Genomic DNA, 26,077 nt, shown 5'->3' on the forward strand with positions numbered 1-26,077 from the left:
AAGGTATGCCGGTGACCGAGAACGCCCTTCCCCCGTACGAGGTGGGCAGGTTGGCCGGTGCCGTCCTGGACTCGGTCGGCAGCGTCCTGGTCGGCAAGCGCGACTCGCTGGAGCTGGTCCTGGCCGGCATCCTGGCCGGTGGTCACGTGCTGCTCGAAGACCTGCCGGGCCTGGGCAAGACCCTGACCGCCCGCAGCTTCGCGCAGTCGCTGGGGCTGGACTTCCGCCGCCTGCAGTTCACCCCCGACCTGCTCCCGGCCGACGTCACCGGCTCGTTCCTGTACGACCAGCGCAAGGGCGACTTCGCCTTCCGCGCCGGGCCGGTCTTCACGAACATGCTGCTGGCCGACGAGATCAACCGGACGCCGCCGAAGACGCAGGCCGCCCTGCTCGAGGCGATGCAGGAGAAACAGGTCTCGGTCGAGGGCGTGACGTACCGCCTCGACCCGCCGTTCCACGTGCTCGCCACCGCCAACCCGATCGAGTACGAGGGCACGTACCCGCTCCCCGAGGCCCAGCTCGACCGGTTCCTGATCCGGGTCTCGTTCGGCTATCCGACCGCCGAGGAGGAGTGGGAGGTTCTGCGCCGCCGCATGTCCCGCCGGCAGGAGGAGGCGTTCCTGCAGCCGGTGGTCGACGCCCGGATGCTGCAGGCCATGCAGGCCGCCCTCGAGTCGATCACCGTGGAGGACTCGATCGGCCGGTACATCGTGTCGCTGACCGCGGCCACCCGCGAGCACCCGTCGGTGCTGGTCGGCTCGTCGCCGCGTGGCTCGCTGGCGCTGCTGCTGCTGGCCCGGGCGCGGGCCGCGATGGCCGGCCGCGACTTCGTGGTGCCCGAGGACGTCAAGGACGTGGCCGTGCCGGCCCTGGCCCACCGCATCACGCTGCGGCCCGAGATGTGGTTGCGCCGCGTCGACCCCGCCTTCGTCGTGCAGGAGGTGCTGACCAACGTGCCGGCGCCGGCCAGCGGAGCGCTGCCGACCTACGCGCGGCATGACTGACCGGCTCCTCCTGCGAAACGCGGTACCGCCCGCGGCGTCCGCGGACGGTGAGTCGTGGTCGGGTCCGGCCTGGGTGCCGACCCGTGCGCTCGGCCGGGCGGTGCTGCTGACCGGCCTGCTCCTGCTGCTCGGGGTGGCGCTGGGCCGGGTCGACCTGGTGCTGCTGGCCGCGCCGTTCGCCATCGGCGCCGCGGTCGGCCTGCGCCGGATGCCGCGCTCGGCCCCCGAGCTGACCATCTCGGCCGACGAGGAGCACGTGGTCGAGGGCGGTCACGTCGACGCCTCGGTGACCGTGAGCAACCCCGACGTGATCGGCTACGACCTGGTGGTGCTGCGTACCCGTCACTCGCCGTGGCTGAAGCTCGAGCAGGCCGACCGCCCGTTCGCGATCACCGTGCCGCGCGACGGGTGGTACTCGGTGGAGCTTCCCGGCGAGGCGAACCGCTGGGGCCGGCAGGACGTCGGCCCGGCCGCCGCCCGGGTGGCCGCCTGCGGTGGTCTGCTGGCCTGTCGTCCGGTGATCGTCGAGGGCCGCGGTGTGCGGGTCTATCCGGTGACCGAGCCGTTCAACGCGACCGAGGCCATGCCGGCCGCCGCCGGCCTGGTCGGCAACCACCGGTCGCGCCGGCCGGGTGAGGGTGGCGAGCTTGCGGGCGTACGCCCGTTCGCGCCGGGCGACCGGCTGCGGCGCATCGACTGGCGGGTCTCGCTGCGCACCCGCGACCTGCACGTCGCCTCGACGCTCTCCGACCGGGACGCCGAGGTCGTGCTGCTGCTCGACGTGCTCGGCGAGGTCGGCCGCTCCGGCGGCGTGACCGGCAGTGCGTCCGTCCTGGACACGACGGTCCGGGCCTCGGCCGCGATCGCCGAGCACTACCTGCAGCGCGGCGACCGGGTGTCGCTGCTGGAGTACGGCGCGGGCGCCCGCCGCCTGCGCCCGGCCACCGGCCGCCGGCAGTACCTGACCGTGCTCGAATGGCTGCTCGACGTACGCCCCGACCCGGTGGAGGTCGACGAGGACGACTACCAGAACGTCTTCGGCGTGCATCACCTCTCGTCGGACGCGCTGGTCATGGTGCTCACCCCGCTGGTCGATCCGCGCTCGGCCGACATGCTGGCCCAGCTCACCCAGTCGGGCCGCTACGTCGTCGCCGTCGATACCCTGCCCGCCGACGCGACCGTCACCGGCGGCGGGCAGTGGACGCCGCTGGCCACCCGGCTGTGGCGGATGGAGCGGGAGAACGTGCTGGGCCGCCTGCGCGAGCACGGCGTGCCGGTGGTGGCCTGGGCCGGGGCCGGCAGCCTCGACCTGGTGCTGCGCGACGTGTCCCGGCTCGCCGCGATTCCCCGGGGGCGCTGATGTTCGGCAAGCAGATGGAGGCGGCCCGGCTGGCGCTGTCCCGGGCCACCGCGATCCCGTTCGCCGTGCGCTTCGGCGTCGCGCTGAGCGGCCTGATCGCGATGATGGTGGCCTGGCCGTCGGCGATCGTCGCCACCGAGTACTCGGTGATCCTGGTGCTGGTCGCGATCTACCCGGCGTTCGCGCCGCGCGGCCGGGGCGCCACCTTCTCGGCACTGGTCGTGGTCGGCGGCTGGCTGGCCGACACGGTCGGTTACGAGTCGCACGTCGCCCTGTGGCGGGTGCTCACCATCGCCACGCTGCTCTACCTCGGACACACCCTCACCGCCCTCGCCGCCGTTCTTCCGTACGACGCGATCGTGAGCTTCGACATGCTCGGCGGCTGGCTGCTGCGGGCCGGGGCGGTCGTGCTCGTCTCGGCGGTACTCACGGTGTTCGCCCTGGGGCTCTCCGCCGATCTCGCGGGCAGCGCGTTCCTGCTGGCCACGCTGCTCGGCATCGCCTGCGCCGTGGGGGCAACGCTCCTCATAGCACGCCTTTTGCGTAGAGCGTGAAATCTCTTGGAAATATGTGCGTCACGGCACTTGACAAACGGCTTTGTGATGCGTCACAGAACGACGCATCGTGACGCGTGACGCGCGACAATATTCACGTGAATCCGCAGCGCATCGTTGTCGTAGGGGCCGGTCACGTGGGGTTGTACGCCGCCCTGCGCCTGTCCAGGAAGCTCAGCCGGCGCCGCGCCGAGGTGGTCGTCGTCGACCCGCAGCCGCACATGACGTACCAGCCGTTCCTCCCCGAGGCAGCGGCCGGCAACATCAGCCCGCGGCACTCGGTCGTTCCGCTCCGTCGTGAGCTCAAGAAGTGCCGCATCGTGTCCGGTGAGGTCACGAAGATCGAGCACGCGCGCAAGACGGTCACGATCCAGCCGATCGACGGCCCCTCCACTGAGATGACGTACGACCACATCATCGTGGCGCCGGGCTCGGTGTCGCGGACCCTGCCCGTACCCGGTCTCCGGGAGCGCGGCATCGGGTTCAAGACCATCGGCGAGGCCATCTACCTGCGCAACCACATTCTGGACCGGCTCGACGTCGCGGCGGTCACCCCCGATCCGGCGGTGCGCAAGGCATCGCTCACCTTTGTCTTCGTCGGCGGCGGGTTCGCCGGCATCGAGGCGCTCGCGGAGATGGAGGACGTCGTCCGCGACGCGCTGAGGTACTACCCCGACCTGGACCCCTCGGAGGTCAAGTTCGTCCTGGTCGAGGCCACGAACCGGATCCTGCCCGAGGTGGGTCCGAAGATGGGCGCGTACGCGGCCCGCGCGCTCGACGCCCGCGGCATCGACCTGCGCCTGGGCACCCGGCTCGAGTCCTGCGTCGACGGCGAGATCGTCCTTTCCGACGGCGACCGCTTCCGGGCCGAGACCCTGGTCTGGACGGCGGGCGTGAAGCCGTCGCCGATGCTCGACGGCACCGACCTGCCCCGCGGCCCGCGCGGGCACGTCACCTGCCTGCCCACCCTTCAGGTGGTCGACGGCGACCGGGTGCTCGACGGCGTGTGGGCGGCCGGCGACTGCGCCCAGGTGCCCGACCTGACCAACCCCGGCGCGTACTGCTCGCCCAGCGCGCAGCACGCCGTCCGGCAGGCGAAGGTGCTGGCCGACAACATCCGCACGGTGATCCTCGGCGGCCTGCCGAAGGAGTACCGCCACAAGTACGTCGGCAGCGTGGCCGGCCTCGGCCTGTACAAGGGTGTGGCGCACGTCTACGGGATCAAGGTCAAGGGCCTGCCCGCGTGGTTCATGCACCGCACGTACCACATGAGCCGTATCCCGTCGTTCAACCGGAAGGTCCGGGTCGTCGCCGACTGGACTCTCGCCTTCGTGCTCCGTCGCGAGACGATCGCCCTCGGCCAGCTGCACACGCCGCGCGAGGAGTTCACCCACGTGACTCCGCGGGTCGAGCTGCCCGAGGAGCGCGAAACAGTGGGCGCCGGAGCCCCCTAGTCCGATTCCACCGCGCGGGCGGCAACCGATACGGTGTTACTCGCCGCCCGGGTGGTGGAATGGCAGACACGGCCGCCTTAAAAGCGGCTGCCTCAGAAGAGGCGTGCGGGTTCGAGACCCGCCCCGGGCACAACTCCACCGGTGCTCCCGAATCAAGTCTCTTTCTCCCGCGCGTACGGGGATCCGCCCAACTGAATAAGCGCATAGTCACCTGGTAGCTTGTGATGTGCCAACCGTCGAGGCCGGTCGAGGTAGGAAGGCGGCAGTCACCCCATGGCCAAGAGACAGGCCCGTTTCACGACGCAGGACCTGGAAGGGCTACCCGAGCTGGAGGACGAGTCGCCGGCGCTCTGGGACGGGTCGCTGGGCGACGTGCCGCGCAAGCTGCTCACGTCGGCGGTGCGTTGCTTCGCCTCCAACGGCTTCCACGCGACGACCACCCGGGACATCTCCAGCGCGGTCGGACTCAGCCCCGGAGCGCTGTACGTGCACTTCCCCTCGAAAGAGGTCGTACTCTTCGAGATCATCCGCACCGCGCACCAGCGCGTCCTGGCCTATGTCACCGAGCCCGCGGTGCTCGGCATCGAGGACCCCGTACGCCATCTTCAGGCCCTGGTCGCCCGATACACCAGCTGGCACGCCCGCTATCACGTCGCGGCGCGGGTCAGTCAGTACGAACTCGCCGGACTCTCCGCCGAGCACTACGAGGAGATCCTCGAGACGCGGCACCGGACGAACGACGTCTTCCGGGCGGCGGTCGAGCGGGGCGTCACCACCGGCGCGTTCGCCGACGTCGACGTCAAGCGCGTCTCCCGGGCCATCCTCTCGCTGGGGATCGACCTGGTCCGGTGGTATCGCCGCGACGGGACGGATTCGCCCGGGCAGCTGGGCGAGTTCACCGCCCAGCTCGCGTTGAAGATGGCCATGACGCCGGACCTCGACCTGGGCCCGGCCCCGCTCGGCACCCCGGCCGCCTCCTCGGCCTGACCTGACCTCGCCCGGACCTTGACACTGGTAGCCGGGTGGGTGACTATGCGCTTAGTCACTCGCTCGATCTGGTTCTCGCCTTGACCACGGAGTCTCAGCTACCTGTGGAGAACCCATGCGCACCGGAATTGTGGTTACCGCCCGACCGGGAGTCGAAGAGCTCGCCGCGCGCGCCGAAGAGCTCGGATTCGCCAGCTTCTGGGTTTATGACACGCCGATGGTGAACGGGGATCCGTTCGTCTCTCTGGCCTTGTGCGCCAAGGCGACAAACGCGATCAAGTTGGGGATCGGGGTGACGTCCCCGGCGCTGCGGTCGGCACCGGCGGCCGCCGCCGCGGTGTCCAGCCTGAACGCGATCGCGCCCGGCCGGGTGATCTGTGGCGTCGGCACCGGCAACACCGCCCGCCGGACCCTCGGCATGCTGCCGACGACGATGGCGCGGCTCGAGTCGTTCACCCGCGCGTTGCAGGACCTCACCGCGGGCCGGGAGACCGAGTACACCGAAGGCACGCGCACCCGCGACGTCAGGTTTCTGCACGTCGGTCCGTACGTCAACACCGAGGACCCGGTGGAGTTCGTCGTCGCGGCCTTCGGACTCAAGGCCGCCGCGATCGCCGGACGCCGCGGCGCCGGCCTCATCTCGTTCGGGCTGCTCGAGCCGGCTGTGTGGGCGGCGTTCCAGGACACTCGCCGGCAGACCGCGCGGGAGGCCGGGCAGGCCGGCAAGGCCGACTCCTATGTGATGACATCGCTGCGCGTGCTGGACGACGGTGAAGATCGCCATGGCGACCTGGCGAAGGACTCGATGGGGCACGTCGCGATGGCGCTGTTGACATTCGCGGCGGACAACCCGGGGTTCCGCGAGTCGCTGGCGCCCGATGAGGCCGACGCCGTCGAGCGGCTGCTGCGGCGGCGCGGCACCACGGCGACAGCCACGGATCGGCACAAGACGCTGTACCGCAACTACCTCGGCCGCATCGAACCCGGCGACCGTGATCTGATCGTCCCGTCGCTCGTGGACAAGCTGGGGCTGATCGGCACCCGGGACGAGTTGTCCGAGCGCATCGCGGCGCTGGAGGCGGCCGGGATCGACGAGATCGTTCTGCAACCCGTCGTCGAGCCGGAGAAGGAGATGGCCGTTCTGGCCCGCCTGACGAATTGAGATCGGGCTACCGGTGCGCGGGGACGGCGACCGTGGTGGCGAGCATCCTGGCCTCGCGGGCGGCCTTGCGCGGGGCTTCGTAGAAGTCGGGCGCGGCACAGGCGAACAGCGTCGTACCGGCCGCCCCGCCGAGCGCACACGCGTACACGGGCGTGCCGGGGTCGATCTCGTCGGTGATCGTGCCACCCGCTACCACCCGGATCAGTCGTCCACCGATGGCATCGGCGATCCACAACCCGCCCTCAGCGTCCAGGCAGGCGCCGTCGCCGGCGACCTGGACCTGGGCGAGCGACTCGGCGACGCCGCGCTCGGTCGGCAGTGGCCCGAACTCGGCCCAGACCCGCCGGTTGACGAGTTCGCCGCCGTCGGTGAGGTCGAACGCGCTCACCCGGTTGCCGAACGTCTCCACGACCAGGAGCACGTTGTCGTCGGTGATCGCGCAGCCGTTGGGGAACCACAGGTCGTCGGCCACCATGTGGACCTGCCCGTCCGGGTCGACCCGGTGCAGCGCGGCCGGCTCGACGGGATCGCCGGCCATCAGGTCGAAGCCGAAGTTGCCGACGTACGCGCGGCCCTGCGCGTCGACGGCCATGTCGTTGGCGTGCCCGGCCGCGTGTGAGCCGAGGTCGCCGTGGACGGACAGGGTTCCGTCCGGCTCGCGGCGCAGGACCTTCCGGTCGAGCATCGAGACGATGAGGAGTCGTCCGTCGGGCAGCCAGCCAAGGCCCGAGGGCTGCCCCGGCACGGTGGCCTCCTCACGCACGTCCGAGCCGTCCTCGCGCATGGAACGGACCTTGAGGCTGTAGAAGTCCGAGAACCAGAGTCGTTCGTCGCGCCAGCGCGGCGCCTCGAGGAAGTTGAAGCCGTCGGCCACCGTCGTCATTCGACCGGTCATTGGTGCGCCTCCTGTGCGTCCAGTAGGGGTGGATGGTTGATCACGAAAGCGTCTGCGGCCGATCGGCACGGCTCGCCCGAAACCGGTCCAGCAGCGCGCGCAGGCCGGGGCTCTCGATCGCCACGATCACTGCGAGCAGCGCCGCGTACAGCAACTGGGTGGTGAAGTCCGGCAGGGCGGTGATCGCGACGATCTGCGCGAGCAGGGCGACCGACAGCGCCCCGGCCAGCAGACCCAGCGGTGTACCACGGCCGCCGGCCAGGGACACGCCGCCGAGCAGCGCGGCCACGGCGGCGAGGATCAGCGGCTGGAGGCCCGGGTCCGGGTTGGCCGATGCGTAGCTGTAGCTGAGCAGCGCGCCACCCAGGGCGGCCAGTGTTCCCGACACCGTGAAGAGCCCGATGACCAGACCGTCCACGCCGACGCCGGCGACGCGGCTGGCCCGCCGGTCGCCACCGATCGCCCGTAGTTCCCGGCCGAGCCTGGTGCGGCCCAGCACCACGGCGGCGATGAGGAACACGGCCAGTGTCAGCAGGCTGCGCGGCGAGAAGATCCCGGCGAGCGTCTGGTCGACCCACAGGGTGACGTCGCTGTTCGGATATGTCTTGCTCAATCCGCCCGAGATCGCGTACGTGAGGCCGAGCAGTGCGATGTAGGTCGCGAGCGTGACCGGCATGGAGGGGATGCGCAGGCGGGCGATGAGCGCGCCCTGGGCGGCGCCGATCGCGGCGCCGGCGGCCACGGCGGCCAGGACGCCGAGCGCCGGTGAGCTGACGCCGGTGGAGACGGCGAGCATGCCGCCAAGGGCGTAGGTGCCGACGATCGACAGGTCGAACTCCCCGGCGATCATCGTGATCCCGATCGCGAGCGCCGGCAGACCGAGTTGCGCGAAGCCCTGGAGCGCGTTGTACACGTCGAACGGTTGCAGTGGCGTGCCGCTCAGCAGGGGCGAACACGCGAACGCGACGATCACGACCAGCAGCGAGACCGCCGGCATGAGATGCTCCGGCCGCGCCGGCCGCCGCCGGGTCATCGCCGGCCCCGGGTGGCGCGCAGGTGCACCGCGACGACAGCGGCGAGCACCAGGATGCCCTTGACGAGAATCTGGACGCCGGTGGAGTAGCCGCGTAGCAGCAGCACATCGGAGATGACGGCGATGAGCACGGCGCCGCCCAGCGTCTGCAGGGCCGACCCGCGGCCCCCGGTGATCGCGGTCCCGCCGACGAGGACGGCCGCGATCGCGTCGAGGGTGAGCGTTCCGCCGAGCGTCACGGTCGCCGACGTGTTGAACGAGGCGAGGAACACCCCGGTGAGAGCGATGCACGCGCCGAAGAACGCCCAGGCGATCACGGTGACCCGGCCGACCGGCAAGCCGGCGGCGCGGGCTGCGGTCCGATTCGAGCCGACGAGATACATCTGCCGGCCGGCCGTCGTGCGGTGCAGCGTGAGATGGGCGAGCACCGTGACACCGAGCAGCACGTACACCGCCACGGGCAGGCCGAGCACCGTCGAGTTGAGGACGTCGAACTCGCGCACCTCCGGGTTGACCGGCGTTCCGCCGCTGAACCAGGTCGTGGCCCCGCCGATCGCGAACCCGGCCGCGATGGTGAGGACGATCGGATTGGCGTGCCAGTAGCCGATGACGGCACCCTGCAGGGCGGTGAGCGCGACACCGGTCAACACCGCGACCGTCACCGCCGTCACCAGCCCGTACTGCTGGGTCGACAGGAAGAACATCGCCGTCACGGTCGCGGTCTGCGACGTCGCCAACGACACGCCCGAGCCGGCGATCATCACCAGCGTCGCGCCGATGGCGGTGATGCCGACGAAGGCGGTCGAGGCGAGGATCGCCCGGGCGTTGTCCAGGCTGAGAAACCGATGGGTCGTCCCGGCCAGTCCGACCAGCACCGCGAGCCCGGCCAGCGGCACCACCAACCCGACCGCGGAGATTCCGGACCGCACCGGGACCGCCGTCATGCGATTCCCCGTGTCATGTCGCGCATCAGCAGCACACCGTCGACGTCGACGTCACCGTCGTATCGGTTGACGATCTGCCCGTCCCGCATCGTCACGATCACATCGCCGAGTTCCAGGAGTTCGTCCAGCTCGGTCGACGCGAAGAGGACGACGAGTCCGGCGTCGGCGGCCCGCCGCAGCAGTTGGTGGATCGCCGCCCGCCCGCCGATGTCCACGCCACGCGTCGGCTCGTCGAGCAGCAGCGCGAACACGTCGTCACGGCCGAGGCACCGGCCGACGAACGCCTTCTGCTGGTTCCCGCCGCTGAGCGCGGCCACGGGATCGCCGAGCCGGTGTTCGGGCAGCCCGCTCCGTTCGGCAAGCGCCCGAGCGATGACGAGCTCGCGCCTCGGCTGCAGGACGCCGGCACGCGCGAAGAACGGGAGCCGGGTGGCGGTGAGATTCCACCCGACCGACCGGTCGAGGAACAGGCCCTCGGACTTGCGGTCGTTGGACAGAAACGCGACGCCGTGCCTCGCCGCGGCGACCGGATCACGGACGGGCACCGGCCGGTCGTGCAGTTCGACGGTGCCGATCGCGGTCGGGTGCAGACCGGCGACAGCGCGCAGGACGTCCGACGCGCCGCTGCCCAGCTGGCCGGCGAGCGCATAGATGCGTCCGGCGTTGGCGGTGAGCGAGAAGTCACGCAGCCGTCCCGGTACCCGCAATCCGGAGATCCGTAGCGCGTGGGCAAGGTCATGATCTGGCTTCCGGGCTGCCGCCAGCCGGAAGGGCGGTTCGCCGAGCATCTGCACGATCAGGGCGTCGACCGTGAGATCCGCGGTCGGGGTGGTGGCGATCTTCCGGCCGTCGCGCAGCACCGTCACCGAATGGCACAGCTCGAGGACCTCCGCCAGACGATGCGACACGAAGATGATCGAACACCCGGTCGCGGCTACCCGCCGGATCGCGGCGAACACCGACGCGCTCTCGACGTCGGTCAGGGTCGCCGTCGGCTCGTCGAGGATCACCAGCCGGGCACGCTGGCTCAGCGCCTTGGCGATCTCGATGAGCTGTTGCTCGCCGATGCTGAGAGTGGACAGTGGCTGGTCCGGGTCGATGCCCTCCAGACCCATGTCGTCGAGCACCCGGCGGCAGTGGGCGTACGCCGCGCGCCGCCGGTTGACCAGCGGCGCGTGGATGTCGCCGAGGAGCATGTTCTCTCCGACGGTCAACGCCGGAACGACGCTGAGCTCTTGGTCGACCAACGCCACCCCGGCCCGCTGCGCGGCCTGCCGGCTGCGCAGCTCGACCGGTTCATCACCGATGACGATGCGGCCGCTGTCCGGTGTCAGCTGTCCGGTCAGCATCTTCACGACGGTGCTCTTGCCGGCGCCGTTGTGCCCGCACAGGCCATGGATCTCGCCGGCGCCGACCGTGAACGAGACGCCGCTGACCGCGGGAACGCCATGGAAGGCACGGGTCAGCCCGTCGATCTGGATCATGCGTGACTGCACTGCTCGGCGAACTGGTCCACGTTGGCGGCGGTGACCCGCTCCTCCTTCACTGTCTCGCTCTGCGGCGGCTTCTTCCCGGTCAGGAAGCGCACCGTGTAGTCGGCCGACTGCTTGGCGATCGTGCCGGGGTCCTCGGTCGCCGTGCCGTAGAGTTCGCCCGCCTTGACGGCGTCGATGCCGGCCTTGAAGCAGTTGCTGCTCGTCACGACCAGCCCGTCCTTGCCGATCGGGAAGCCGGCCTGCTTGGCCGCCTGAATGATCGGCAGCGCCATGTAGTCCGCCATTCCGTAGGCGGCCTGCACGCCGTCGCGGCCGTGCTTGGCCAGCAGCTGCTGAGCGATCGTGCCGGACAGTTGGGGATCCCAGTTGGCATCCTGTTCGTCGACGACCCGGTACTGCGGGGCCGTCGCCATCACCTTGTTGAAGCCCTTCATCCGATCCTGGGTGACGAGCATGGACTTCGTCCCGGTGAGCACGATGATGTTGCCGGTCTCGCGACCCTGGGCTTTCAGGCCCTCGATGATGTTCTGCGCGGCGTACTCACCGAGCACCTCGTTGTCGGAGAGCACCGACATCACGTCGGCGGCCACCGACGGATCGGTCGGACCGTCGACGGCGAGCACGGGCACCCCGGCCGCCTTGGCCTTCTTGATCGGGGCCACCATGGCCTGCGTGTCGAGGATCGCGAGCACGATCAGGTCGGGCTTCTGAGCCAGGGCCTGGTTGAACTTCTGGACCTGGGTACCCGGGTCCATCGTGGTCATGTCGTTGATCTTGACGCCGGTGGACGTCAGCTGCTCGGTGAAGACCTTGTTGAAGTAGGCGCCCCACGGGTTGCTGCTGCCGTAGCCGACGAGGGCGATCGTCTTGCCCTTCATCGACGACGAGCCGTCGGCGGATGACGCGTTTCCGGTGGTGCCGGCGTTGCTTCCACAGCCGGTCGCCAGCAGGGTCAGCCCGAGTGCGCCGGCGATGAGACCGAGGCGGTGCATGCGATCTCCTTCAGATGGCGGGGGAGTGGGTCGGCTGTCGTGGTCGGTGGATGACTAAGCGCATAGTCACCGAGTAGGGCAGCTGTGTCAAGGGTCACAACCGCTGGTCAGATGCGGCGAACCGCGCCCGGCTCGGCAAGGCGCCGCTCCGGTCGCCGGACGGTCACGATGCGCGTACGCTCCGGAGCGGTAGGCATCCACGATCGTCTAAATCCGCAGGCCCAGGGGGCGTGACGAGATGGACAAATTCCGGTCAATTGCCGCCGCGGCGGTAGCAGTAACACTGTTCGGCACCACCGGCGCGGCCGGCGCGTCGGGCGGGACGCCATCCGTCGAGTCGCGGGTGAACGCGCTTCTGGCCCGGATGACGACGGCCGAGAAGCTGGAGCAGCTGCAACTCCTGCCCGACTTTCTGGTGACCGACGACGAGGTACGCGCCGGGCTCGGCTCGGCGTTCAGCATCACCGATCCCGTGCGGATCAACCAGCTCCAGCACATCGCGGTCGAGCAGTCCCGGCTGCACATCCCGCTGCTGTTCGCCTTCGACACCATTCATGGGTTCCGCACCGTCTTCCCGATCCCGCTGGGCGCCGCGAGCAGCTTCGATCCGTCGGTGGCCGCCGACGACGACCGGATCGGCGCGCGCGAGTCGGCCGCGGTCGGTCTCAAGCAGATCTACGGCCCGATGGTCGACGTGTCGCACGAGCCGCGCTGGGGCCGCATCGCCGAGGGCGGCGGCGAGGATCCGTACCTGGGTTCGGTCCTCGCCGCCGCTCGGGTCCGGGCCGCGCAGGGCAGCGACTACAGCGCGCCGGACAAGGTGATCGCCAGCCCCAAGCACTACGCCGCGTACGGGCAGCCGGAGGGCGGCCGCGACTACAACACGACCGACCTGTCCGACCAGCGGCTGCGCAACCTCTACCTGCCGCCGTTCCAGGCCGCAGTACGAGCCGGCGCGGCCACCGCGATGTGCTCGTTCAACTCGATCAACGGCGTGCCCGGCTGCGGCAACCCGTACACGGAATCGGAGATCCTCAAGGGCGAGTGGGGGTTCGACGGCTTCATCGAGAGCGACTACACGGCCGTGGCCGAGATGCGAGCCTGCCCACCGGTCCGGCCCGACAACGGACCGTGCGGTCACGGGGTGGCGGCGGACGGGCCGGACGCGGCGGCGCTGGCGCTCAACTCCGGCACCGACTCGGAGATGACCAGCACGTTCCTGCGTGACTACGGCGCCGAGCTGCTGGCGCAGCACCGGATCTCGCCAAGCCGGATCAACGATGCCGTACGGCGGATCCTGCGTGTGAAGTTCCGGGCCGGGCTGTTCGAGCACCCGTATGTGGACGTGTCCAAGGCCGAGGCCGCCCAGCTGCTGCCGGACGCGGTGGCCGCGGCCCGCCGCGCCGCCGGCCGATCGATGGTCCTGCTGAAGAACGACGGCGCGACCCTCCCGCTGGACCCGGCCAAGAACACCGCCGTGATCGGCCCGCTCGCCGACGACGGCCACGCGATGCTCGGCCCGTGGTGGGGAACCGGCCGGGACGAGGACGCGGTCACCACGCTGACCGGGATCCGGGCGCAGAGCACCGGGACCACGACGTACGCGCCGGCGTGCACCCTGCCGCACACCGACCCGCCCGACTACGACCCGGCCGCGGACTGCACGCCGGAGGGGTTCGCCGAGGCGGTCGCCACTGCCGGCAAGGCCGACCAGGTCGTCCTGGCGCTCGGCGAGTCGCGCGAGATGAGCGGCGAGGCGGCCGCCCGCAGCACCATCGACCTGCCGGGTCACCAGCAGGAGCTGATCGACGCGATCAAGGCCACCGGCAAGCCCTTCGTGGTCGTGCTGTTCAACGGCCGCCCGCTCACCCTTTCGCGGGTGGCAGCCTCCGCGCCGGCCGTCCTCGAGGCGTGGTTCCCGGGCGTGCAGGCCGGCAACGCGGTCGCCGACGTGCTGTTCGGCAAGGTCAACCCCGGTGGAAAGCTGCCGGTCTCGTTCCCGCGCACGCTCGGCCAGGTGCCGATCTACTACAACCACGAGCCGACCGGGCGCCCCTGCGACACGAGCTCGAAGTGGGACTCGCGGTACCGCGATCTGAACAGCTGCGATCCGCTCTATCCGTTCGGGTACGGCCTGTCCTACACCACGTTCTCGGTGACGAATCTGCGGCTCAGCGCGGCCACCGTCGCGCCGGACAAGCGGCTGACCGCGTCGGTGGACGTGACCAACACCGGCACCCGAGCCGGCGACGAGGTCGTCCAGCTGTACCTGCACGATCCGGTCGCGAGCATTTCGCAGCCGGTTCGGCGGTTGCGCGATTTCGCCCGGGTGACGCTTCAGCCCGGTGAGCACCGCTCGCTCAGCTTCACGCTCGACCGCGACGACTTCGGTTTCTACGACAACCAGGGCCGGTTCGTCGTCGAGCCCGGCCGGATCGACGTGTACGCCGGCGACAGCTCGACGGCGGAGATGACCGCCTCGTTCACCGTGACGAGCCGCCGCTGAGGAGCACTACGCGATGAGCTGGCTCAGCAGGCCGCGGTCAACGGTTGCTGCTGAGCCAGCCCTGCAACGTGCCGAACGCCGGCTTCTCCGACCCGTCGGCGCGGAGCAGGCCAAAGTGATGCTCCCGGTCGGAACCGGGGGTGTCGGTGAGCGTGTAGTAGAAGAGCGGACCGTGGTGCGGCATCGCGCTCCAACGGTCGTACAGCTTGACGACCACCATCGCCTGCGCCGACTCGCTGATCGAGTAGGCGCCGGCCGTGGGCACTCCGGTCTCGGTGCCCCAGATCAGCTTGGCAGCGTCGCCGTTCGCGTCCATGACCTTGCGAATCTCGAACGACACGGGCACCTCGCCGACGTCCACCTGTTCGCCATGCGGCCAGGGGTGCACGGCCACGCCGTCGATCATCGAGCGCAGGCCGCCGGCGTAGAGGGCGCGGTACCACGGCAACGGCTCGAAAGCCTTCTCGCCGGGCTCACTGGGCCCGGTGCCACCGGAGAGCACGTCGGCGGCCGGGTCGACGCTCTTGATCCCGGCGAATGTCGTCGACAGCAGGCTCAGGTACGCGGCCGGATCCGGCTGCGGGGACCACGAGCCGCCGAGGTTGGGCTCGTTCCAGATCTCGTACGCCGCGACCCGGCCCTGGTAGCGGGTGGCCACCGCGACGGCAAACGCGCGGAACGTCGCCCGCCCGGCCTTGTCGACCGGGCCGTAGTCCGGGTCGGTGCCGGCCGGCCGAGCCCACTCCGGCGTTGTGCTCAGCGCCAGCAGCACCTTCAGTCCGCGGCTACGCGCGGCTTGCACCAGCCGGTCGAGCCCGGACCACTCGATACTGCCGCGCGTCGGTGACATGTCGGCGAAAGCGGCGTAGAACCGGACCCAGCCGGCCCCCAGCGCCGCTGTGCGGTCGAGCATGGACTCGGCAACGGGAGCCGGCTGGTGCTCGAAGGTGATCCCCGGGAAGGCCAGCCCGGCGATGGGCGACCCGGCCGCGACCGCCGGTGTCCGTTCGGCTGCCCTCGCCGGCTGGAGCCCTCCGACCATGACGGCTGCGCCGAGCGCCAAGGCCAAGACCGGGCTGAGGCGGTTCATCCGGGCAGGCCGCACATGAAACCGGCCAAGAATCACACGAAACATGGTGGCCTCCGTGGCCTAGCGGGTCAGAAGGAAGGCGTGCCGCTCGCCCGGCCGCAGCTCTGCGGCGACCCGCAGCCCGCACGACTCGAACAGGGCCACCAGACGGTCCCGGGACCGGCGAATCCGGCGGATCCCTTTGCGCCAGGGCCGGGGCAGCACCGCGTCCGGCAGCCGGCCGACCGCGAGGTACGGAAGCGTGACCGGCCGGGTGTCGAACTGCACCCAGCACACGCCGCCCGGAGCGAGGCAGGCGCCGATCCGGGAGAAATACTCGACGATGGCCGTCCAGTCGGCGATGTGCTGGAACACGATGAGGCTGTACACCAGGTCGACCGGCCCCTGAGCGTCCCACGGCTCGTGGGACAGGAAGCCGCGGACATTGTCCCGTCCGGCCCGCTGCGTGTTCTCGGCCAGTTTGCGCAGCATCGTCGGCGCGATGTCCACGGCCAGCACTTCGGAGAATTGCTCGGACACAGGTACGGTCAGCCGGCCGACCCCGCAGCCGATCTCCAGCGCCCGGCCGTGCCCGGTCAGATGCGACCCGGCCTCGGCGAGGATCTGAGCCGCATCCTCCCGGCCGGACCGCTCGAACAGCGACCGGCCCTCCGGCGTGGTGAAGTCGACGTCCGGCGCGGTGTAGATGTACCACTCCGCGTCCTCTTGGGCGAAGGTCTCCCAGCGATTCTCCGGCACCGCGTCCCCCATGCACTCGGCCACCCACCGGATCCCGCATGCCCGGTCGGTTCCAAAGTAGTCAGAATGCCTCGGTCGCCGGGTCGGATTGCCCGAACGGGGTACCTGATCCCGGTGACCCGTCGATGCGGTGGTCATGCGGTCGCGCCCGGCAGGCGCACCGGAAGGAACAACTCGTCGGGCCCCTGGAACGCGGCCAGGAAGTCGGCGCGGAGGTAGCTCCACGTCGGCTCCTCGGTGAGGTTGGTGGTCTGGCTCGCGTACGCCCGGATCGCCGCCTCCTTGTCTTGCAGGTAGGGCCCGCACGGAACCCGCCACCAGCGACCAAGGACGGCCTGCCGGACGGCCCACGCGCACAGCGCGGGCCGCTGGGCGGCCGGCGCGTCGAGGAACCATGGGCCGGAGTGCCAGGCCCAGATGGGGTACGCGAGCAGAAGGCACCGGTGCCCGACTGCGTCCAGCGCCCGCAGCGTGGCATGGTGCACGGCGCGGTGGTCGGGATGGTCATCCTGAACCGTCGGAACCAGGACCACCTCGGGACGCCGCTCGGCGAGCACCGAGGCGGTCGCCGCGGCCAGCCGTGCGGCGTCCGTCGTCAGTCCGGAGTCGGCGAAGCCGAGCTGCCGGATGTCCTGGTCCGGCACGCCGAGCCGGCCGCACGCCGTGGCCAGCTCCGCCGTCCGCAGTTCCGCCAGCTGATCCGGAGTCAGCACCGCGGATTCGGTGCTGCGCCGCCCGTCGGTTGCCACCACCACGGTCACCGGATCGCCGCGAGCCCGCGCCCGGGCGATCAGCGCGCCACAGCCGAGGGTTTCGTCGTCCGCGTGCGGCGCGATCACCATCAGTGAGCGGTGGGACAGCGTGCCGGCCGCCCCGTCCGCTCGGGCGGTGACCGCTCGGCGCCACTGCCGGCCGCTCAGCTCCAGCACCTGGCGGGACCGCCGCCGGATCGATTGCCTCACTCGGTGAGCTCCTTCCTCGATCAGGGTGCGTTCTCGGTGTCCCGAAGGGTGCGCGCCAGGATTGGCAGGTAGCCCAGCGCCAGCAAGGCCTCACCGGCGAGCATCGCGGCGCCGACCGCGGTCACACTGCGGTCGGCCAGCAGGAAGGCGGCGACCACGCCGGGACCGTAGGCGCCGGCGGACAGCAGGCAGAGCAGCCGGATCTGTCCGCCGGCCAGCAACAGCGTGCTGCCGACGTAGCCGACGGAGCTCAGTGCGGTCGTCGAGGCGACCAGGACCAGCAACGGGTAGCCCTGGGTGTACGGGCCGCCGAACAGGCCGAGCAACGGGCGCCCCAGCAGGACCATCGCGGCCAGCAGCGGTATTTGCGTCACCGCGGCCAGCCGCAGCACACGGGTCACGTATCGCCGGGCGTCGGCGGGATCGTGGGCCAGCTCGGCGAACAGGCTGCGGCAGAGCGCCTGCGGCACGAACAGCAGAACGCTCGCGACCAGGGAGGCGATGTAGTAATAAGCCGCGTTGACCGGGCCCAGCCGGGCGGCGACCAGCACCGGCATCAGCAGCCCGGGAGTGATCAGGATCGCGGTGGCCAGATAGTTGCCGGCCGCGTACCGCCACATCTCCCGCAGCCGACCGCGGGAGGCCGTGAGCCGTGGCGCCAGCCCCATCCGGCAGAGCGCGACCAGGTAGACCGGCAGCGCCACCGCGGCCGCGGCCCAGTAGGCGACGAAGATGCCAAGCGCGCCCAGGCAGACGAGAAACAGCGGTGCGATCAGCCGGGCGGCGACGACAACCGTGTTCCGGGCGAGCACGTGGCCGCTACGGCGCAGCGCGACGAAGACGTTGTCGTAGAAGAGGCTGACGGCGCCGAGCGTGGTGAGCGTGATCAGGGCCGGCCCCTGCACGGTCCGGCCCGATCCCGCCACGCCGGGCATGCCCACATGGAGCAGCGCGTAGCACCCGGCGCCTACCAGGGCCGCGCCGGCCACCACACTCAGGCCGGTATTGACGACCCGGCGGGGATCGGGCGTCCGCGGCAGATATCTGATCGCCGCGTTGTTCATGCCGAGCAGAGCCAGGTTGGCGATCAGGGTCGTGGCGGAGATGGCGGCGCTGGCCCGTCCGACCTCGGCCGGGCTGAACAGGTGGGCCACGAGTTGCCAGAAGAGGAAGCCGCCCCCGGCAAGCTGGAACATGGCGAGCAGCAGCAGCGCGGAGTTGCGCAGGAGGCTGTCGGCCAGGACGCTCCGCCAGCGCTCCGTCAGGGTGTGCACGACCGAGCGGGCGGGCGAGCCCGTACGGCTGCGATGCCGATCGATGGCCTCGCGGTATCCGTCGCCCACCGCGCACGCGTGAGCCTCCAGGCTGAATTCGTCGACCAGGCCGGCCCCGGCTTCGGCAAGCCGCTGGCGCAAACCGTGATCGCTGAACATCCGGTCGATGGCCGCCGCCAGTCCGGCCGCATCGCCAGGCGGCACGAGCAGACCGGTCTTCTCATGGTGGACGATCTCCGGAAGACCGCCCACGGCGGAGGCGATCACCGGGGTGCCGGCCGCGAACGCCTCCAGGCAGACCAGCCCGAAGGCCTCCGGGCACAGGGACGGGACGATCGCCACATCCGCCGCCGCCAGCTGCTGCTCCACCCCGCCCGGATCCAGCCAGCCGGCGAGTTCGACGCGTCCGCCAAGGCCGTGCTCGGCGACCTGCTGTCGCAGCCTCTCCTCGACCGGCCCCGACCCGACGATCGTCATTGTCACGCCAGGGTGTTTCCGCGCCACCATGGACAGGGCGTCGATCGCGATCTCGACCCCCTTGAAATACTCCAGCCGGCCGACGAACAGCAGCCGCGAAGGACGACCGGACCGGGTGGTTCGGGTGTCGCGTTCCGATGCCGTAGTCGTCGCCGCCCGGCCGTTCGGCACTACCCGGGTCGGTCCGAGACCGCGGGCCACCTGATCGGCCAGGAACCGGCTGGGTGCGAGGAAGACGTCCACCACCCGCAGCCGTTGCCGCCACCGCCGACCCACCAGACCGGTAGTGAGCAGCATGGCCGCTCGTCCCCGCCAGGTGAGCCTTCTGCTACGGCCGGCCGTTGTCCGGAAGTAGTGGTCCGGCAGGCACCACCGCTCGGTGCCGCGAACGTACACCTCCGGCCCGTGCACGGTCAGCACCGTCGGCGTTCCGGCCAGCACGTCGAGTGCGGCGGGAGACAGCAGGCCCACGGTGTGCAGGTGCACGACCTCGGGCTGCCACCCTTCGACGACCCGTGCGAGGGTCTCCCGGGCTGCCGAGTTGGTCAGCTGGCCGGCGAGCCGGGCCAGCAGACCAGTGCGCCGTGGTTGCTTCCAGGTGATGTCGCTGTACCAGGCGCCGGCGCCGTTCAGGTCGCTGGAGAGCACCCGCACCTCGTGGCCGGCCGCTCGTTGCTGGCCGACCAGGTCGGCGAGCTGTCGCTCGGCACCGCCGGCCAACGTGCCTAGATTGATCACGTGCAGGATGCGTCGTGGGCCGCCGACCAGCAGCCGTGTCCTGTCCTCGTCCGCCATCGCGGTCACGGGCTCATCCCAGGACCGTAGACGCGGCTGGGTCCGTTCGCGTACAACAGCGGCCGGCCCGCGGATACGCAGTGCAGCGGGAACCGGTAGTTCAGGACCCGGTCGCCGGCCAGGGTCACGGCGTCGACCTGATCCCCGTCGACCGACAGCAGGACGAGGTACGCGGCGACCGGCAGGGCACCGGGCACCATGCCCTCCTCCGGGAACAATGCCGTCATGGCGCGCAGGTCGGAAGTGCCCTGGTCATCCGACACCACCCAGCTGGCGCGCGGGAGGGTCCGCTGTACCCAGGCCATCGTCGCCACATCGGAAGCCGAGGTGTACTCAGCACGGTAGTAAGGCCCGCTGTTGTTGAGACTCAACTGCGGCTGGTACCCGCCGGTGAGCTGCGGCACCAACCCGGTCATGGCGAGCAAGCAGCTGAGCACCACGACGTGGACGGCGACCCGGGCCGCGGCCCGGGCCCAACCGGTCAGCCGGGTGGCCGGGCGAATGAGCGTCAACATGATCAGCGGCGCGAACGGCAGCAGGGTCTGCTGGTAGAGCCGGAGCAGCCCGTAGCTGTCGCCGAGTTGGGGAACAACCAGCAACGCCGACACCAGGACCAGGCCGGCCGCCGCAAGCTCGGCGATCGCTGCCACGGTCGGCCGCGGCCGTCGTGACCGATACAACCACCACCAGAGCACGACACACCCCAGTGCCACACCGCCCTGGAACAGCACGGACGAGAGCAGGAGCCGCAGATAGCGGTTGAACGCGCCCGGGTCGACGCCCAGGCGTGCCATGGTCACCCCGACGGGGGTCAGGCGAGCTGTCTCGCGCGGCTTGACCCACGGTTGGCATCCGGGCGTCGATACGGAGACCGCGTCGGGAGCGCTACCGCGGCGCACGGCGTCGACGTACCGGGCGAACACCTCCTCGTCGGTCGCCGCCGGGCCCGCGGTCACCAGGGCGTACTGGTACGCGCCGGTCTCGGCACCGCGTCCCGAGGCGGCCGCGGCGACAGCCTCGCCGAGACTGGCCGCGAAGGCCGGCGCGCTGCCGGTCAGCACCGCCCACGCGACGGCCATGGTGCCGAGCACCAAGGCCGGACGGCCCCAACCCCCGGTCGCCCCGGACGGGATCCACCGCTGGTGTGCCCGGCGGATTCCCCACGCGGTGATCAGCATCGCGACGACCACGTACGTGGTCGTGTAGTGCGCCACGGTCATCCCGGCGCCCAGCACGGCTAGCACTGTGGCGCGGCGCCGAGGCGTGTCCCGTGTGCATCGCAGGTTGAGGGCCGCGACCGCGAAGAACACCATCGCGATCTCCTGCCGGGTGACCATCGGCATGTCGTTGACGAACGCGGGAAAGGCCACGAAGAGGCCGCCGGCCAGCACCGCACAGCCGGCCGGAACCAGGAGCCGGGCGAACATGAAGGTGGCGACCGGCACGAGCGCGAAGACGATCTGGAAGCAGACTCGGTACACGTCCAGGGCGGTCACGCCCAGCAACCGCGACAGAAACGCCGGAAGCACCGTCAGGCTCAGGCAGGAGTTGAAGCCACTGAAGGCTCCACCGGGCCGCCAGGTATCCCGCCGGAGCACGTCCAGGAGGACCCGATATTCGATCTTGATGTCGTGACCGGAGACACCGACGCCCCGCAGCGACGTGGCGAACAGCACCGCGAGGGCCGCCAGGTACAACCCGCCGGCCGCGATTCCGGGCCGGCCCCTGCGGGCAACCATCGCCGCCGCCAGCAGGGCCGCGGCCACCAAGCCGAATGCCATCTCGGTAAGCCCCGAACCGCCTCCCTCGTTGAGCCGCCTTGCGCCGGCCACGGCCAGCGCCACGGCAGCGATACCGCAGGCGATCGGTGCCGTGGCGGCCGGGCCGGGCAAGCGGCGCTGCCGGCCCGCGATGAGGCGCGGCGCGCCGGCCCGGCCGGGGCCCGCGGACCGGCGGGCGATCAGGCCTGCGACGGCGAGCAGCACGATCAGCATGTCCAGGGCTGCCAGGCAGCCGGCCGGGCTGAGTGCCTGGCCACCGATCAGAGCGAGTGGGAGGGCAGCGCCCATCAGCGCGGCGAGAGAGAAGGCCACCGCGTGCAGCAACCACTCCCAGCCGTGGCGCGAAACTGCCAGCAGCCGCAGGACAAGCCCGCCCGGAAGGACCAGGGCGACCGGAAGCGCGACGGCGGCCCGCGGGCCGCCGGCGCCGGACAGCACGAGCACGTTGGTCATCGCCAGTGCTGCCGGCGGCAGCGTCCGACGCAGCGCGGCGGTCAGCATGTCGCGTCGGCGGTTCTGGATACGACGTTGACCGCCCATGGCCACCGTCGCGGAGGTCATGGGCTGCCCGCGCGTACTCGGTCGTACAGTTCGTCGACCGCCGCGGCGACCGCCGGCCAGGAATACGCTGCGATACGACGGAGCGCGGCGTCGGCGAGCCGCCTCCGCCGGGCCGGATCTTCCAGCAGTGTGCGGACAGCGGCGGCCAGCGCGGCGGGCGTCGGGTTCTCGACCGGCAACGCCGCGTCGCGGGCTGTCTCCACGAGCTCGGGCAGCGCGGAGCAGACCACCGGCGCGCCGGTCGCCATCGCCTCGAGCAGCACCAGCGGCTGGCCCTCATGGGTGGACGGCATCAGCACGAGCGTCGCCCGCCGGTAGGCGGCGGCCAGCTCGACCGGTGACAGCCGCCCCTCGAACCGCACGTTGCTCAGGCCGAGGCGGGATACCTGGGCCCGGAGCGCGACCGCGTCCTCGCCGTCGCCGACGATGCGGAGCGTCACGTCCCTAGGCAGGTGGGCCATCGCCTCGACGGCCGCGGCGACGTTCTTCTGCGCGGTCAGCCGACCGACGATCAGCAGTTCGCGCTCTGCCCGGCCGGCGAACGGGGCCGGGGTGAAGACCTCCCCGTCGACGCCGTTGGGCACCACTGCGACCCGCTCCCGGGCCAGGCCGAACTGGGCGACGACCGTGCTGCGCATGGCCTCGGTGAGGCAGATGACCAGGGCCGCCCGGCGCAAGAAGCCCACATACAAGGTCCGCTGGTAGACCGGGAGCAGGAGCCTGCCGGCCGGTGAGGAGGGACGCACCATGAGGTGGAGGTGGGCGACGTACGGGACGCCGCGACACCGCGCGCCGAGCCGCACCATCTCGGGCAGCAGCGCCTGCCCGGCGTGGACGTGGACCACGTCCGGCCGAGGCTTGTGCCGCAGCAGCCGCCCGGTCAGCCGGGGCAGCACCGGTGTGTTGCCCACCCGCCAGGCGCGATCGCGGAAGATCTGCAACCGGCCATCCTGCTGCCGCCGCGGCATCGCGTGGGCGCCGATGTCGGAGGTGTAAACGGTGACGTTGTGCCGCCGCGCCTGCGTGGTGGCGAGCTGCAGGGCGACCAGTTCCTCGCCGCCGAGATGCGGCGGAAACAGACCGGCCACCTGGATGATCTCCACCTCACACCACCCGCGGACGCGGTCCGGCCGGGATGCGCGAGCGGCCGGTGACCTGTTGCAGCAGGGCGTGCAGCACGCCCAGGCCCCACCCGGTGTTCTTCACCAGCCAGCCGAGCGCCATCAGCGGCAGCAGGCGGGAAGCCGGCCGGGCGAGCCCGGCTACGACGATGGTCTCGGCCACGCACAGCGCGGGATAGGCCAGGGCAAGCCAGGGCGACACGCACGCCAGCGCGCCGCTGCCCACCATGGCCACGGCCGGCGAGTAGTCCGCCAGCCGCGCGTCCCCGGTGTGCAGCGTGTAGCGCACCTTCCAGAGCCCGTATCGATACATCTGCCCGAAGTAGCCGGCAACCGTCGGCCGGCTCTCGTGCCACACCCGGGCGGCCGGCGCGACCGACCAGCGGCCCACCCGATCGGTGAACTCGATGTCCTCGGCGTGCACCCAGCGCTCGTCGAACAGCTCCGATGTGCGTGCGGTGTGCACCGCCATGTTGCAGCCGCCGACCAGCAGCTTCCCCGAAGAGGCGAGGTGGCGCATGGTGCCGTCGTTGATCGCGATCGCGGCCGCCAGTCGCCCGGTGTGGTCGGCCAGCACCGCGCCACCGACGACCGCCGTGTGGGTGTTCTCGGAGAATGCGGCCAGTACGGCGGCGGTCCAGCCGGGCTCGGCCCACGCGTCCGAGTCGAGAAAGGCCACCACCGGGTGACGAGCGGCCGCGAGGCCCATGTTGCGCCCGCGCGAGATGTTGTGGCTACCGTTCCGCAGGATCCGGATCGGCAACCGGCCGGTATATCCACGCGCGATGTCCACGGACATGTCGGCGGAATCGTCGTCGACGATCAACACCTCGGCCGGCTGGTGCTGCTGAGCGGCCAGAGAGTCGAGGCAGGCCGGGAGGGTGGCGGCGCTGTTGTAGGTCAGGACCACAACGGTGATTTCCACCGACTTCCTTCCGTGGAGATCTGGTTGGTGTCGTAAAGGTCGATCAGCGAGCGGTGGCCCGCCGCCGCGTCGAAGTGCGTCACCGCGAGGTGCCGCGCGTAAGCACCCATCCGTCGGCGCAGCTCCGGGTCGCCGAGAATCTCGTCGACCGTCCGGTCCAGCAATGTCGGCTCCGGGGGGACCAGCCGCAGGAGCCGGCGATCCAGGTCGTACCCGGCGTAGCCCGGCCCATTGCTCAGCACCACCGGCGTACCGCAGGCCATCGCCTCCTGGGCGGCGAGCGGGAAGGTCTCCCCGTCGGACGGGAGGACGAAGACCGCGGCCGTCCGGTAGAGGTCGACAAGCTGCCACCGAGCCACCGGGCCGAGGTGTGTCACACCCTTCGGCAACGGCTCAGCCGGGCGACCGGGACCGGCCAGCACCACCCGGCGCCCCGGACGGGCCAGCCGGAGCAGGTGCCGGTAGCCCTTGTTGTCGGCGATCCGGCCGACGAAAAGCACGATCGGCTCGTCGCCCGACGCCTTCTCCACCGGCGTGAAGACGTCGATTTCGACACCGATGCGGCCGCGTACGATCCGCTCGGGCGGCACCCCGGCCGACCGCAGATGCTCCTCGGACACCGCGTGGTAGCAGACGAACCGGCTGGCCCGGGCCCGGATCCAGGCGCCCGGGTACCGGTCGACCAGGCGTTCCAACCGGTTGACCAGGCCGCTGGCGTGCTCACGGGTGCCCACGTGCTGGGTCAGGTAGGTGGGTCGGCCCATCGCCGCCGCCAACGCGGCGGCCGTTTGCGGCAGCTGGTAGAGCACGTCGTGGAGGTGGACGAGATCGCTGTCGGCCACCAAGCGGCGCAGGCCGCGCACGGCGCGCGGCCCGATGATCGGGTACGGGATGCCAAGACGCCGTTCGATCAGGTTCGTCATCGGCAGGCGATGCACGTGGTAACCGTCGCGGACCTCCCGGGCCGGTAACGACCGGTCGTGCCGGCCGGTGGCCACGACCACGTCGTGACCCGCACCGGCCAGCATCCGGGCCTGCCGCTCGGCTACCACTTCGACCCCGCCGACGTGCGGCGGAAAGTAGCTCGAGACGATCAGGACACGCACTTCACGCCGTCTCCCGCCTCGCGGGACCACGCCGTCGGCAGCTTTCCCTCCGGCCCGGCTCCGGCTGCGTTCAGATCAGGGATGTGCGGCATTTCCGGAAGCCCGCGACGGGCCCGCAGGCGATGGGCCAGCATGTGGAAGGCGACCATGCTGCCGTCCCGCAGACCGCGCATTTTGGTCTGACCGCCCCGGGGCAGGTAATCGATCGGCACCTCACCGCAGCGGTAGCCGTTGCGGAACACCTCGAGTTTGAGCTCCTGGGAGAAGGCCATCCCGCCGGCGCGCATCTGCAGGCCGTCGAGCACCTGGCGGCGAAAAATCCACATGCCGGACTGCGAATCGTTGAACGGCGCCTGGAACAGCATGCGGCACATCAGGCTCAGCGCGTGGTTGGCCCATTTGTGGGAGGTGCTCATCGACCCCGGAGTGAGGCAACCGAGGCGGTCTGTGGACAGGAAGTCCAGCCCCTGCCGGTGAAGAAGCCCCAGGGCGTCCGGAAGCATCGAAAACGGGTACGTCAAATCCGCGTCGCCGGTGGCGATCACATCGCCGACGCAGTTGGCGAACCCCACCTTGTATGCATTGCCGTAACCGCGCACCGGTTGCACGATGACCTTCGCCCCGCTGCTGCGCGCCACCTGTGCGGTGCGGTCACTGGATCCGTTGTCTACTACGAGCACCTCGACCCCGATGCCCATCTCCCGGAGTCGATCTATTGGTATCGCTCGCACGGTCTGAGGAATGTTCTCCTGCTCGTTGAGAGCCGGGATAACGATCGAGAGGGTGGACAGCTGATGCATTCCTGGCTCCAAGCCGTGTCTGGACCATCCGGACAAGAGTGAACACGATGTGAGGAGCCA

At 70.7% G+C, this 26,077-nt stretch carries 21 protein-coding genes and 1 tRNA gene; 8 read left to right on the forward strand and 14 right to left on the reverse strand.

The genetic code is table 11. The features are described from left to right. Nucleotides 1-5 precede the first annotated feature (5 nt). The 7 genes from A3CQ_RS0134305 (at nucleotide 6) to A3CQ_RS0134335 (ending at nucleotide 6,521) form a co-directional block, all read left to right on the forward strand. Complete coding sequence (locus A3CQ_RS0134305; RefSeq protein WP_020515478.1) at nucleotides 6-1,004, forward strand: AAA family ATPase; 999 nt, start codon at nucleotides 6-8, stop codon at nucleotides 1,002-1,004. Beyond that, a complete protein-coding gene (locus A3CQ_RS0134310) occupies nucleotides 997-2,364 on the forward strand; it encodes a DUF58 domain-containing protein (RefSeq protein ID WP_020515479.1) in 1,368 nt (455 codons plus the stop codon). Before A3CQ_RS0134305 ends, A3CQ_RS0134310 begins: the two co-directional genes overlap by 8 nt. After that, the gene (locus A3CQ_RS0134315) at nucleotides 2,364-2,918 is read left to right on the forward strand and encodes a hypothetical protein (protein WP_020515480.1); all 555 of its coding nucleotides are present in this window, start codon (nucleotides 2,364-2,366) and stop codon (nucleotides 2,916-2,918) included. Before A3CQ_RS0134310 ends, A3CQ_RS0134315 begins: the two co-directional genes overlap by 1 nt. 98 nt (nucleotides 2,919-3,016) lie before the next feature. Continuing rightward, the gene (locus tag A3CQ_RS55030; RefSeq protein WP_040433525.1) at nucleotides 3,017-4,372 is read left to right on the forward strand and encodes an NAD(P)/FAD-dependent oxidoreductase; all 1,356 of its coding nucleotides are present in this window, start codon (nucleotides 3,017-3,019) and stop codon (nucleotides 4,370-4,372) included. A gap of 45 nt (nucleotides 4,373-4,417) precedes the next feature. Continuing rightward, nucleotides 4,418-4,502, forward strand: a tRNA-Leu gene (locus A3CQ_RS0134325). 143 nt (nucleotides 4,503-4,645) lie between these two features. Next, the gene (locus tag A3CQ_RS55035; RefSeq protein WP_020515482.1) at nucleotides 4,646-5,359 is read left to right on the forward strand and encodes a TetR/AcrR family transcriptional regulator; all 714 of its coding nucleotides are present in this window, start codon (nucleotides 4,646-4,648) and stop codon (nucleotides 5,357-5,359) included. Between the two features lie 115 nt (nucleotides 5,360-5,474). After that, a complete protein-coding gene (locus A3CQ_RS0134335) occupies nucleotides 5,475-6,521 on the forward strand; it encodes an LLM class flavin-dependent oxidoreductase (protein WP_020515483.1) in 1,047 nt (348 codons plus the stop codon). Nucleotides 6,522-6,528: 7 nt separating this feature from the next. Here A3CQ_RS0134335 and A3CQ_RS0134340 read toward each other — a convergent pair whose 3' ends face one another. The 5 genes from A3CQ_RS0134340 to A3CQ_RS0134360 are packed head-to-tail and all read right to left on the reverse strand — an operon-like array spanning nucleotide 6,529 to nucleotide 11,881. Continuing rightward, nucleotides 6,529-7,416, reverse strand: coding sequence for an SMP-30/gluconolactonase/LRE family protein (locus A3CQ_RS0134340; protein WP_026206529.1), 888 nt, complete (start codon nucleotides 7,414-7,416; stop codon nucleotides 6,529-6,531). Nucleotides 7,417-7,456: 40 nt separating this feature from the next. Then, entirely contained in the window at nucleotides 7,457-8,413 is a 957-nt protein-coding gene (locus tag A3CQ_RS55040) for an ABC transporter permease (RefSeq protein ID WP_020515485.1), read from the reverse strand. 32 nt (nucleotides 8,414-8,445) lie between these two features. Beyond that, entirely contained in the window at nucleotides 8,446-9,393 is a 948-nt protein-coding gene (locus A3CQ_RS0134350) for an ABC transporter permease (protein WP_020515486.1), read from the reverse strand. Continuing rightward, entirely contained in the window at nucleotides 9,390-10,877 is a 1,488-nt protein-coding gene (locus A3CQ_RS55045; RefSeq protein ID WP_020515487.1) for a sugar ABC transporter ATP-binding protein, read from the reverse strand. Before A3CQ_RS55045 ends, A3CQ_RS0134350 begins: the two co-directional genes overlap by 4 nt. Next, the gene (locus tag A3CQ_RS0134360) at nucleotides 10,874-11,881 is read right to left on the reverse strand and encodes a sugar ABC transporter substrate-binding protein (RefSeq protein WP_020515488.1); all 1,008 of its coding nucleotides are present in this window, start codon (nucleotides 11,879-11,881) and stop codon (nucleotides 10,874-10,876) included. The genes A3CQ_RS55045 and A3CQ_RS0134360 overlap by 4 nt, the downstream gene beginning before the upstream one ends. Before the next feature lie 238 nt (nucleotides 11,882-12,119). Between A3CQ_RS0134360 and bglX the strand changes: the two genes are divergently transcribed. Continuing rightward, a complete protein-coding gene (gene bglX, locus A3CQ_RS0134365; RefSeq protein ID WP_020515489.1) occupies nucleotides 12,120-14,387 on the forward strand; it encodes a beta-glucosidase BglX in 2,268 nt (755 codons plus the stop codon). 37 nt (nucleotides 14,388-14,424) lie between these two features. Here the strand turns inward: bglX and A3CQ_RS55050 are convergent, their stop codons facing one another. From A3CQ_RS55050 to A3CQ_RS55065, 9 genes are all read right to left on the reverse strand, one after another. Continuing rightward, the gene (locus A3CQ_RS55050) at nucleotides 14,425-15,429 is read right to left on the reverse strand and encodes a cellulase family glycosylhydrolase (RefSeq protein WP_157296691.1); all 1,005 of its coding nucleotides are present in this window, start codon (nucleotides 15,427-15,429) and stop codon (nucleotides 14,425-14,427) included. A 108-nt stretch (nucleotides 15,430-15,537) separates the two neighbouring features. Continuing rightward, nucleotides 15,538-16,227, reverse strand: a complete 690-nt coding sequence (locus tag A3CQ_RS61235; protein WP_020515491.1) for a class I SAM-dependent methyltransferase — start codon at nucleotides 16,225-16,227, stop codon at nucleotides 15,538-15,540. A 122-nt stretch (nucleotides 16,228-16,349) separates the two neighbouring features. Further along, nucleotides 16,350-17,177 (reverse strand): PIG-L deacetylase family protein, encoded by an 828-nt coding sequence (locus A3CQ_RS55055; RefSeq protein WP_020515492.1) that lies wholly within the window; start codon nucleotides 17,175-17,177, stop codon nucleotides 16,350-16,352. 20 nt (nucleotides 17,178-17,197) lie between these two features. Continuing rightward, the gene (locus A3CQ_RS0134385; protein WP_245577465.1) at nucleotides 17,198-19,723 is read right to left on the reverse strand and encodes a glycosyltransferase; all 2,526 of its coding nucleotides are present in this window, start codon (nucleotides 19,721-19,723) and stop codon (nucleotides 17,198-17,200) included. Nucleotides 19,724-19,728: 5 nt separating this feature from the next. Beyond that, on the reverse strand, nucleotides 19,729-22,065 hold the full coding sequence (locus tag A3CQ_RS0134390; RefSeq protein WP_026206530.1) for a hypothetical protein: 2,337 nt from the start codon (nucleotides 22,063-22,065) through the stop codon (nucleotides 19,729-19,731). Further along, complete coding sequence (locus A3CQ_RS57970; RefSeq protein WP_020515495.1) at nucleotides 22,062-23,168, reverse strand: glycosyltransferase family 4 protein; 1,107 nt, start codon at nucleotides 23,166-23,168, stop codon at nucleotides 22,062-22,064. Before A3CQ_RS57970 ends, A3CQ_RS0134390 begins: the two co-directional genes overlap by 4 nt. 1 nt (nucleotide 23,169) lies before the next feature. Next, nucleotides 23,170-24,111, reverse strand: a complete 942-nt coding sequence (locus A3CQ_RS0134400) for a glycosyltransferase (RefSeq protein WP_245577459.1) — start codon at nucleotides 24,109-24,111, stop codon at nucleotides 23,170-23,172. Then, nucleotides 24,087-25,217: a glycosyltransferase family 4 protein gene (locus tag A3CQ_RS0134405; protein ID WP_020515497.1), complete on the reverse strand. Its 1,131-nt coding sequence runs from the start codon at nucleotides 25,215-25,217 to the stop codon at nucleotides 24,087-24,089. Before A3CQ_RS0134405 ends, A3CQ_RS0134400 begins: the two co-directional genes overlap by 25 nt. Then, nucleotides 25,205-26,017 (reverse strand): glycosyltransferase family 2 protein, encoded by an 813-nt coding sequence (locus A3CQ_RS55065; protein ID WP_084699353.1) that lies wholly within the window; start codon nucleotides 26,015-26,017, stop codon nucleotides 25,205-25,207. Before A3CQ_RS55065 ends, A3CQ_RS0134405 begins: the two co-directional genes overlap by 13 nt. Nucleotides 26,018-26,077 lie beyond the last annotated feature (60 nt).

This window comes from Paractinoplanes globisporus DSM 43857, from assembly GCF_000379645.1.
Lineage (GTDB): Bacteria > Actinomycetota > Actinomycetes > Mycobacteriales > Micromonosporaceae > Actinoplanes > Actinoplanes globisporus.

Excerpts from the sequence above, each read along its gene's own strand:
- A3CQ_RS0134310 (WP_020515479.1), top strand. The coding sequence starts at position 997 with ATGACTGACCGGCTCCTCCTGCGAAACGCGGTACCGCCCGCGGCGTCC.
- A3CQ_RS0134360 (WP_020515488.1), bottom strand. The coding sequence starts at position 11,881 with ATGCACCGCCTCGGTCTCATCGCCGGCGCACTCGGGCTGACCCTGCTG.
- A3CQ_RS0134390 (WP_026206530.1), bottom strand. The coding sequence starts at position 22,065 with ATGACCTCCGCGACGGTGGCCATGGGCGGTCAACGTCGTATCCAGAAC.
- A3CQ_RS0134315 (WP_020515480.1), top strand. The coding sequence starts at position 2,364 with ATGTTCGGCAAGCAGATGGAGGCGGCCCGGCTGGCGCTGTCCCGGGCC.
- A3CQ_RS61235 (WP_020515491.1), bottom strand. The coding sequence starts at position 16,227 with ATGGGGGACGCGGTGCCGGAGAATCGCTGGGAGACCTTCGCCCAAGAG.
- bglX (WP_020515489.1), top strand. The coding sequence starts at position 12,120 with ATGGACAAATTCCGGTCAATTGCCGCCGCGGCGGTAGCAGTAACACTG.
- A3CQ_RS55035 (WP_020515482.1), top strand. The coding sequence starts at position 4,646 with ATGGCCAAGAGACAGGCCCGTTTCACGACGCAGGACCTGGAAGGGCTA.
- A3CQ_RS55065 (WP_084699353.1), bottom strand. The coding sequence starts at position 26,017 with ATGCATCAGCTGTCCACCCTCTCGATCGTTATCCCGGCTCTCAACGAG.
- A3CQ_RS0134305 (WP_020515478.1), top strand. The coding sequence starts at position 6 with ATGCCGGTGACCGAGAACGCCCTTCCCCCGTACGAGGTGGGCAGGTTG.
- A3CQ_RS0134385 (WP_245577465.1), bottom strand. The coding sequence starts at position 19,723 with ATGGCGGACGAGGACAGGACACGGCTGCTGGTCGGCGGCCCACGACGC.
- A3CQ_RS55040 (WP_020515485.1), bottom strand. The coding sequence starts at position 8,413 with ATGCCGGCGGTCTCGCTGCTGGTCGTGATCGTCGCGTTCGCGTGTTCG.
- A3CQ_RS0134350 (WP_020515486.1), bottom strand. The coding sequence starts at position 9,393 with ATGACGGCGGTCCCGGTGCGGTCCGGAATCTCCGCGGTCGGGTTGGTG.
- A3CQ_RS55050 (WP_157296691.1), bottom strand. The coding sequence starts at position 15,429 with ATGGTCGGAGGGCTCCAGCCGGCGAGGGCAGCCGAACGGACACCGGCG.
- A3CQ_RS0134335 (WP_020515483.1), top strand. The coding sequence starts at position 5,475 with ATGCGCACCGGAATTGTGGTTACCGCCCGACCGGGAGTCGAAGAGCTC.
- A3CQ_RS55045 (WP_020515487.1), bottom strand. The coding sequence starts at position 10,877 with ATGATCCAGATCGACGGGCTGACCCGTGCCTTCCATGGCGTTCCCGCG.
- A3CQ_RS0134340 (WP_026206529.1), bottom strand. The coding sequence starts at position 7,416 with ATGACCGGTCGAATGACGACGGTGGCCGACGGCTTCAACTTCCTCGAG.